The organism is Brevundimonas sp. (assembly GCF_036677305.1).
In the GTDB taxonomy this organism is placed as follows: Bacteria; Pseudomonadota; Alphaproteobacteria; order Caulobacterales; family Caulobacteraceae; genus Brevundimonas.
In genome coordinates this window covers 1-9,896 of sequence record NZ_JAKFEB010000001.1, presented here as the reverse complement: position 1 = coordinate 9,896, position 9,896 = coordinate 1, and the positions used below count along the sequence as shown (strand labels likewise).

4 protein-coding genes are annotated in these 9,896 nt (G+C 68.0%); 2 read left to right on the top strand and 2 right to left on the bottom strand.

Features of this window, described 5'->3' with window-relative positions:
- Positions 1-6,611, bottom strand: a 6,611-nt coding sequence (locus V6M42_RS00020; RefSeq protein WP_332676296.1) for a hypothetical protein, incomplete at its 3' end; no start/stop codon positions are given.
- Positions 6,612-7,074: 463 nt separating this feature from the next.
- On the opposite strand from V6M42_RS00020, the gene V6M42_RS00015 reads away from it, so the two are divergent.
- Entirely contained in the window at positions 7,075-7,305 is a 231-nt protein-coding gene (locus V6M42_RS00015) for a hypothetical protein (RefSeq protein WP_332658813.1), read from the top strand.
- Positions 7,306-7,397: 92 nt separating this feature from the next.
- Here the strand turns inward: V6M42_RS00015 and V6M42_RS00010 are convergent, their stop codons facing one another.
- A complete protein-coding gene (locus tag V6M42_RS00010; protein ID WP_332676293.1) occupies positions 7,398-8,384 on the bottom strand; it encodes a helix-turn-helix domain-containing protein in 987 nt (328 codons plus the stop codon).
- 130 nt (positions 8,385-8,514) lie between these two features.
- On the opposite strand from V6M42_RS00010, the gene V6M42_RS00005 reads away from it, so the two are divergent.
- A partial coding sequence (locus V6M42_RS00005; RefSeq protein WP_332676291.1) for an FAD-dependent monooxygenase occupies positions 8,515-9,896 on the top strand: 1,382 nt, incomplete at its 3' end.

Here is a 9,896-nt window from a genome sequence, read left to right as displayed (position 1 = left end):
GTGCCGCCGGTGTAGTCGCTGTCGCCCGCGAGGATCAGCGTGCCGAGATCGGTCTTCACCAGGCCGCCGGCCCCGGTCAGCGCCGAGGCGATGGTGGCCGTCCATGCGGCGCCGGGCGCCGTGCCGTCGCCGACGCGGATAATGGTGGCGGCCTCCGTCAAGGCGATTGCATCACCTTCGATCCGGTAGCCGTCGGATGCGAACTGGATGCCTGTGACCTCGACGGCCCCAGCGACATCGTCCACCGTGACGACGCCGCCCGCGCCCTGGAAGATGGCGAAGCCCGGCTGGGGCGTCATGACGCCGTTGGCCAGGCCGCTGGCGTCCGTCCATTCCGAACCCGCAGCCGTCCAGACGCCCGCGCCGCCGTCGACCGAACCGTCATCGTGCAGGCCGGCGTCGCCGCCGTCCCAGAACAGGAGCTCGTTCGGGGCGTGGACGATGTTGACCTGACCCGCGACCGAGGTCTGGAGCGCCATACGCTGGACCAGGGCCGGCGTCGTGCCGAGCAGGAGGCCCTGGTCGGTGAGAGCGCCGGTGTAGGTCATCAGGCCGTAGACGCCGAAGCCGAACGCGCCGGTGCTGGCGACATTGACCGTCCCGTCCAGCGTCAGTGCGCCGTCGACGGCGAACAGGGCGGAACCGCCCGCGCCGCTGAAGGTCGCGTTGATGATCGAACCGGACGACAGGGTCAGCGCCCCCGTGGTCAGGGTCGAGCCTTGCGTATTCGCCAGGATGCCTCCGTTGGCGACGGTGACCGTGCTTGTCACCGTCCCGCCGCCGCTCAGCGTGGCGCCGGACGCGACGCTGGCGAACGACTGGAGCGTGCCGTCGACGATCAGGGCGCCGCCGGTGAGCGAGACGCCGCCGGAGAAATTGCCCGTTCCGGTCAGGGTCACGGTTCCGGATTGATGGGTCAAGGCTTCGAAATTGGTCAGGTAGTCCAGATCGAGCGCGCCGGAGCCGGCGCCCAGGGCGGTGATGACGCCGTCCGTGCCGGAGCCGCCGTCGATGGAGCCGCTGAACGAACCGCCCTGCCAGGTGAAGCTGTCCGCACCCCCGCCGAGGAAGGCGGCGGCCATCGCGCCGGTCGAAGCCAGCGTCAGGGTGTCGACGCCCGTGGCCGAGCCGGCGCTGTAGTCGCCGGTAAGGTCGCCGGCGACGGTCACCGTCCGCGCGCCCGTGGACGTGCTGACAATCCCGCCGCTGGTGGAGCCGGCCGACAGGCTGACCGTATTGGCGCCCGCGCCGCTCAGCAGGATCGCGCCGCTCAGGCCGGCGATCGAACCGCCCGACTGGTTGGTGATCGTGCCGGCGCCGGTCATCGTCACGCCATAGCCCGTCGAACCGTCGATCAGCCCGGCGTTGGTGAGCGTGCCCGAGACGGCGTTGTTGAAGGCGATCCCGGCCCCGCCGAGGATCTGGCCGCCCGACTGGTTGGTGACCGAGCCGCCGGCCCCCAGCGCGATGGCCGTGCCGGTGAGACGGCTGATATGGGCTGCCGTGGTCGCCGCGTCGGTCGCCGAGCCGCTGGCGATGACGCCCGAGTTGGTGATGGCGACGGAATAGTTGGCGCCGATGCCGTTCAGCGCGTTCACGATCAGGCCGGCGTTGCTGATGGTGCTGCCGGTGGCGTTGACGAAGACGCCCTCGTTGCCCTGGCCCACGATCAGGCCGCCGGCGTTGTTCGTCAGGGCGGTGGCGCCGTTCAGCAGGATCGCATCGTTGAAGCCGCGGATCAGGCCGGTGTTGTCGATCGTCCCGCCGATCGTGGTGACGCCGTAGTAGCCGAACAGGCTGCCGCCGGCCTGGTTGGTCAGCGTCATGTTGGCGGCGGTCGAGGTGATGACCGAGCCGCCGGTCAGTCCGCTCCTGATAGCGCCCGCGTTGGTGATGGTGCTGCCGGCCGCATTGACCTGGACGCCGCCCGTCGTACCGAAGATCTGGCCGCCGGTCTGGTTGGCCAGGGTCAGGACGCCGTTGGCGTAGACGCCGTAACCGCTGACGGTGACGTCTCCGGCGATGTTGCGGCCGATCGTTCCCGCGTTGGTGATGCTGACGGCCCCGGCGGAGCCGCTGACGATGCCGTTCCCGTTGCCGCCGGTGGTGATGAAGCCGCCCGCGAAGTTGTTGACGGTCAGGGCCCCGGTCGAATTCTCGATGCCATTGTACTGGTCGCCGAGGACCAGGCCGTAGTTGTTCACGACCAGCAGCCCGCCGGTCGACAGGTCGTGGCGGATGCCCGCGTTGTAGCCGCGGATAGTCGATCCGGCGCCGGTGTCGCTGGCCGAGCCGTTGTTGATCGTGATCGTACCGCTGGTCGCCTGGGCGTAGACGGCGGCCCCGATGGCATTGGCGGTGCCGCTGTTGGTGATGGAGCCGAGGTTGTTCAACGTCGAGCCCACGCCGCTCATGTGGACGCCCAGCTGCCCGCCGCCGACGATCGAACCGCCGTTGGCGACGCCCAGACTGGCGCTGGAGCCGCTGACAACGACGCCGGTGCCGGTGGAGCCGCTGCGCGCGCCTGCGACGACCGCCGCCGCACCATTCAGGACGGAGAACGCGCCGGTGCTCGTGACATTGCCCCCGAAGGTCACCGGGGCCGTCGATCCGATCTGGATGCCGCCCGAGCCGGAGATGTTCTGCGCCACCGTGCCGGCGGTGTTGTTCAGGTAGTAGAGGACGCCGTTGTTGACGATCGATCCGCCGGACAGGCCGTTCACGCCGCCCGACTGAATGAACACAACCGTGTTGTTGTTGACCGTAGTGACACCGCCCCAGCTGTTGGCGTTGTTGGTCAGATAGATGTCGCCGCCATTGAAGGTGACATACTGGTTCGCCCCGCCGACGCCGGGGGTTTCATAGATACGGCCTGCCAGGGTGATCGAGCCGCCCGCCGTCTTGTTCAGAATCGTCGGATCGGCCGCCTGCTGGCCGTCGACGACTTCCAGCGAGATGGCGTTGCTGTAGGTCCCGCCCGCGGCGAAATCGATCTGCGGATCGATCATGCGGATCACGCCCGTGCCCGCGGCGGCGGTGTTGTTCAGCCGCAGGATGCCGGAGTTGACGACGGTGCCGCCTGTATAGGTGTTGGTCCCCGACAGGATGACCGTGCCCGGCCCGTTGAGCGTCAGGGCGCCGGCGCCGCTGATGACGCCCGACTGGGTGAGGGTCATGCCCGAGGCGGCGCCGAGCCCGCCCGCGCCGGTCAGGTTGATGGTCCGCGTATTGCTCATCGACGCCGTGGTCGTGATCGAGCCGCCGCCGGTCATCGTGAGACCGGTCGCGCCCTGCAACTGCTGGGTGTTGCTGATCGTCAGGGCCGCGCCGTTGATCGTCAGGCCGGAAACAAAGCTGGTCTGGTTCCCGGTGCCGGTGAGGGTCCAGGAGCCGCCCGTGAAGGCGCCGGTGTTCCAGCTGGTCAGGTTGTCGACGCTGAAGGTCCGCGAGCCCGAGCCGGTGAAGGTCAGGCTGTCCGCCCCCGAACCGCCCTGCAGCAGGGTATAGCCGGTGGCGCTGGTGTTGAGGGTCAGGTTGACGGCGCCGCTGTTGCCGCTGGCGTCGACATTGCCGCTGAAGAGGCCGGCGAGCGTCACCGTGCGTTCGCCCGTTCCCGACAGGAGCATGTCGCCGGTGGTGGTTGAGCCGGCCTGCAGATCGATGGTCGCCGTGCCGCTGGTGGCGGCCCGGACAGAGCCGAGCGATCCGCCGGAGAGTGTCGCGCCCGACGCGCTGGTCAGGGCCAGCGACCCGCCCGTGGTGTTGACGGCATAGCCGTTGCCGCTGATCGTGCCGCCGGAGTTGTTGGCGATGGTGACGGTTCCGGCTGTCTGGGAGACGCCGAGGCCCGTGCCAACGCTCGAACCGTTGATCGAGCCCGTGTTGGTCACGCTGAAGTCGCCGGTCCCGCTCATGACGAAGCCAGCGGCGAGGCCCTCGAGGCTCCCGGCGTTTGTCAGGCTGGATCCGCTGGCTCCGGTTCCGGTGTTGTTGAACGAAAGGGCGTTGGCGGTGGCGCTGATCGAGCCGTTGTTGACGATCGCGCCGCTCGTGCCGGCCCAGCCATAGCCGCCGCTGTTGCTGCCGGTCAGGGTCAGCGTGCCGCTGAGGTGGTTGTAGGACTCGAAATTCGTCAGGTTGGACAGGTTGAGCGACCCGGAGCCGCCGATGCCCAGCACGCTGTTCAAGGCGTCGGTCGCGCCCGCGCCGGCGTTGATCGTCGAACCGATCGTGCCGCCGTTCCAGTTGAAGGTGTCATTTCCGTCGCCCAGCGACACAGCGCCGCCGATGGAGCCGGTTGCGGTGAGCGTGAAGCTGTCGACGCCCGTGCCGCCACTGGCGTCATAGGCGCCGGTGACCGCCCCCCCCAGCGAGACCGTGCGATTGCCCGAGCCGGTGGACAGAATCCCGCCGTTGACGGTCGAGCCCGCATTGAGGTTCAGCGTCGCCTGGTCGTCCGAAATCACGCGGATCGCCCGGCCGCTGGCCAGGCCGCTCAGGCCGTTGATCTGACCGCCGCTGTTGTTGGTGATCGTCGTCGCGCCGTCTTCGAGGTTGATCCCATAGCCCAGGGTGGCGTTGGAACCGCCCGTGATCGTGCCGGTGTTGACGATCTGGTAGGTCGAGCCCGAGGTGCGGCTGAGATAGACGCCCGCGGCGGTGTCGGCGCTGATGGCGGCGCTGTTGGTCAGCGTGCCGAAAGCGATGCCCGACAGGTTGACGCCGTCGACCACGCCGGTGATGACGCCGCCTGCGCTGTTGGTGATGTTGGTGGGGTTGCCGTTGGCGCTGATCCCCGTGTTGCCGCTGATCGTGCCGCCGGTGTTGTTGACGGTCGCGCCCGTCCCCTCGATGCCGCCGCCGCTGCCGCCGGTGATGAAGCCGGTGTTGTTGATGGTCGTCGTGTTCACCAGCGAGATGCCACGCGCGGCGCCCTCGATCGTGCCGCTGTTGGTGATCGACGCCATCCCCGAGATGTAAGCGCCGTAGCCGCCGGCGCCCGTCGCGCGGATGACGCCGGCGTTGACGAGAATGCTGCCCGAGTTACTCGAGTTGATCCCGTGCCCGTTCGCCGCCGCCGCGGTAATGGTCGCGCCGCTCCGAATGTTGAAATCGTAGACTCCGCCGCTTGTGTAAACGCCGCGGCCGCCCGTGATATCGGCTCCGATGTCGATCGTGCTGCGCCCCGAGGGATTCCACATCGAAATTTGCAGGCCGCTGTTCGACGAACTGGCCGTCGAGGCCGTGATCGCCGCCGTGTTGAGAAAATTGATCACCGCGGTCGACGGATTGGTGGTGGTCAGCAGAACCCCGGTGCCGAAGGCGCTGGAGCCGCCGATGGCCGCGCCAACAGTCACATTGAGAGCGCCCGATCCGCTCGTGGTCGCACTGATGCCGGTGCCGTTATTGGCGGAAAGCGCGTTGAGCGTTCCGGCCCCGCTGGTCGTGATGTTGGTCACGCCGCCGCCCAGGGCGGTGGAGGAGATGCCGGTCGATGCGGTGATCGCGCCCTGGACGTTGGCGGTCGCGCCCGAGCCCGAAGACAGGCTGATCCCGGTGCCTGCGTTGATCGCCGCCGTCGTCGTGACGTTGACGATGCCGGTCCCGCCGGTCGCCGAGGCGTTGACGCCCGTGCCGAACCGCGTCGTTCCGCCGATCGCGGCGCCGACGGTGACATTGAGGTTGTTCGTGCCGCCGGAGCTGGTGGCGATGATGCCGGTCCCGGTTCCCGCAACCGTGCTGTTGATCGTGCCCGCGCCGCTGGTGGTGACGTCGCCGCCGTCGGTGTTGGTGGAGTAAATGCCGGTAGGGGCGACGATCGCCGCCTGGGACTGGATGTTGCTCCGGCCGCCCGTGGCGTCCGCGCGGATGCCGGTGACCAGGGCGTTGATCGAGCCGCCCGTCATCTCGACGAAGCTGCCGTAGAAATTGCTCGTATTGATGCCGGTGTCGAAGCCCGTGAACGTCGACGCGCCCAGCTGGATGCTGGCGTTGACCCCGGTGACGGCGTTGAAGCCGGCGATGTGCGTGCCGTTGGCGACGAACGACTGGCTCTGGTTCGGGGCGTTGAACGACACATAGCCGGCGGCGGCCTGGAGGTTGATCCCGTAGCTGCCCGTGAAGGTCGAACCACTGGAGGTGATGGCGACGCCCATATTGGCGTTGGTCGAGATGTAGAGGGCCGAACCGCCGTTGGTCGTCGTTGTGAGCGTGTTCACGCCGGTCAGGGTCACGCCGGTCGTTAGCGGACCGGCGGCGCCCAGTATGCGCAGGGCGTCGCTCGTCGGCGCGCCGGTCGTATTGTTGATTGTGACGCCGTTGACTCCGATCCCGGCGTCCGCGTGAACGTTGCTGATCTGGATGCCGCCGCCGGCGCCTGTCTGGTTGTCGACAGTCGGAGCAGTGCTCCCGTCCGGCCGGGTGATCGTGCCGCCCCCGGTCGGGCTGGCGATCGTGGTCTGGGCGAAGGCGGGCGTGCAGGCCAGGCCCGCCGCAATCAGCGCCGTCGAGCCCAGCAGACCCATCCGCATGCGGCGTCCGGCGTCCGACCGGGTCTTCGAGCGGGCAGGCGAGCGCGATCCCGCGACGGGACGCTTGTTGGAAGCCGACATGTAGAACCCACCCCGATCGGCCGGCTGCCGCCGACACTCAAATACAGATCACGCGTAGAGGCGGGTCACACGTCACCCACTCCGACGAACGCCGGTAATACATTGGCAACCATATCGAAGGAACGACTCGCCTAGCGCCGTTCGTCCCAAAGTTGGGACAGCTCGCCTCCGACGGGATTTCTGTAGCCCTGGCAAGGGTTTTCTTCCCCTCGCGACGAGGGGAACGCCCGGCAAATTGGGCGACGCAAAGTCGCTTCTAGACTTAAGGATGTGCAAACAGCCGGGGCTTCCGTACTTGCAGTTGAGCCTTCCACGCCACAGTTAGGACGAAATTCGCCGCCCGCCCGTTGTAAGCTGTGGCGCCGGTGCAATAGACATGGGAGATAGCAGCCTAGCCTTGCAACCAACGCTCCAGCGTGGTGTTGTGTTGGCCGACGCTGTCAAATCATCACGGAGCCGACCCATGAAGAAAACTCTCGCTGCAATCGCCACCGGCGCCCTGCTGATCGCCGGCCAGGCCGCCGCCGCCAACCAGGTTTCGGCCGCCCCGAGCGTCGCTGACCGTGTCGGCAGCACCGCCGGCGCCTCCGACGAGTTCGGTGGCTCGATCGCCCCCGGCCTGATCTTCGCCGTTGTGGCCATCGCCGCCTTCGCCGCTGTCACCGCCGCCGACGACGACGCCGAAAGCGACTGAGTCGACCGACTGGCGGTTTCGCCGGTCCCGAAATCAACAGGAACGGCGGCTCCTTCCGGGGCCGCCGTTTTCTTTTGCGCGACCGGCGGCGGTCAGAAGATATCGCCCACCCAGCCGTCCCGGCGCCGGCGACCGTTCACCGAATCGTCCGGCTCCGAAGCCGTCGCCCCGTCGCGGTAGGCCTGGGGCGAAACCTCATAGGCCTCGCTGAACAACCGGCTGAGCTGGGATTCGTCGGCAAACCCGAAGAGCTGCGCGATGTCCGACATGCAGCGATGCTCGGGGTAGTCCAGCGCCCGCCGGACACCCTCCAGGCGCCGCTTCTGAATCAGGTGGGCGACGCCGCCCTGATCCTCGAACAGGCGATACAGGGCGGACCGGGACATGCCCGTGCCCCGGCTCAGGGTCGAGACGGACAGGGACGGCTCGGACAGATTCTCCATGATCATCCGCTCGACGGCGTCCCTGCGCAGATATTCGCGCCGCCTCGCCTCATTGCTGGCCCGCACGCCCTTGTCATCGACCGAGGCCAGGATGTGGATGAAGGCGTGCGACAACCCCGGCTGGGCGTCGACCCCGATCGCGTCGCCGTTACGGGCCAGGGACTGCAGGAAGTCGGCCAGCATCAGGTTTCGGGGCGCCTTCAGTATCCGGCCGTGCAGGCCGGCCGTCGTGCCCCGGGCCGCTTCGATGATCTCCCGGGCGACGCCGACGGTCAGCACATGGGCGGCCTCGAACGCGGCGCGCGAGGCCCGGGCCGTATCCGTCACATAGATGTCGCCCGCGACCGCCTCGTCGAAGCCGCTTTCCGGCCCGCCCTCGATCCGGCCTGACAGCACCAGGCTGAGCACCACATGGTCGAAGCCGTCCGCGCCCCCGCGGGCGTTTCGCGAATGGACCACGCCCGACAGCCGGCGGTCGAACAGCAACAGGCCCTCGAGCCGCCAGGCCCGGACCTCTGCGCGAAATTCGCCTGCCCCCCGGGTGACGTCCGAGTTGCTGTCATAGAGCAGCGCATAGGCTGCGAAAGCGTCTTCCCCGGGGATCGACTGACTGCTGAAGCTGAAACGCTCGGACATACGGGACTGGCACGCTTCAACTCTCTGGTCGCGGACGATGGTCTGATTGATCCGCGTTCGTCAACAAACTCCGGGGTCCGGTGCGGTCCGCCCGGTGGACGCTCCAGCGATTTTGCTTTAGGCTTAAAATATGTCGTCAGGCCAGGCCGTCAGAAGCATAGCCATCGCGGGCGCCGGCCCCGGCGGTCTTTACCTCGCCATATCGCTGAAGCTGAGAAACCCGGCGCTGGACGTCGTCGTCCACGAGCGCAACCGGCCGGACGACACCTTCGGCTGGGGCGTGGTCTTCTCGGACCAGACCCTGGCGAATCTGAAGGCCAATGATCCCGAGACGGCGGCGATCATCGAGGCCGCCTTCGTCCACTGGGACGATATCGACGTCCATATCCACGGTCGGACGATTCGCTCGGGCGGCCACGGATTCGCGGGCATCGGCCGGCAGAGGCTGTTGAATATCCTGCACGAACGCGCCCGATCCCTGGGCGTCGACCTGCGCTTCCAGGACGAGGTCGCCGATATCCGCGCCCTGCCCGCCGACGTGGTCGTGGCCGCGGACGGCCTGAACAGCCGCACCCGGAACGCGGCCCCCGAGGTCTTCGGCGTCGACATCGACGTGCGGACCAACAAGTACATCTGGCTGGGCACGAAACAGGCGTTCGACGCCTTCACCTTCGCCTTCGTCGAGACCCCGCATGGCTGGATCTGGGCCCACGCCTACCAGTTCGAGCCGGGCGCCTCGACCTTCATCGTCGAATGCACCGAGGCGACCTGGCGCGGCCTCGGCTTCGACGGCATGGACACCGACCAGACCTGCCGCGCGGCCGAGACCCTGTTCGCCGACTGGCTGGGCGGCCACGCCCTGATGAGCAATGCGAAACATCTGCGCGGCTCGGCCTGGCTGAACTTCCCGCGCGTGGCCTGTTCGAACTGGCGCGACGGCAAGGTGGTTCTGCTGGGCGACGCCGCCCACACGGCGCATTTCTCCATTGGCTCGGGCACCAAGCTGGCGTTCGAGGACGCCATCCGCCTGGCCGAGGCCCTGACCGACGGCGGCGATCTGGACGCGGCGCTGGCGGCCTATGAGACCGAACGCCGGGTCGAGGTGCTGAAGCTGCAGAGCGCCGCCCGCAACTCGACCGAATGGTTCGAGACCGTCGAACGCTACGTCGGCCTCGATCCCCTGCAGTTCGCCTACAGCCTGCTGACCCGCAGCCAGCGCGTCAGCCACGAAAACCTGCGCCTGCGCGATCGCGACTTCCTGACCGGCGTCGAGCGCTGGTTCGCCGAAAGCGCAGGCGCTCCGCATACGGATGATCCCCCCGCGCCGATGTTCGCGCCCCTGCGGCTGCGCGGCCTGACCCTGCCCAACCGCGTCGTCGTCTCGCCCATGTGCATGTATTCGGCCGAGGACGGGACGGTCGGGGATTTCCACCTCGTTCACCTCGGCGGACGCGCCCTGGGCGGCGCGGGTCTGGTGTTCACCGAGATGACCGACGTCTCGGCCGACGCCCG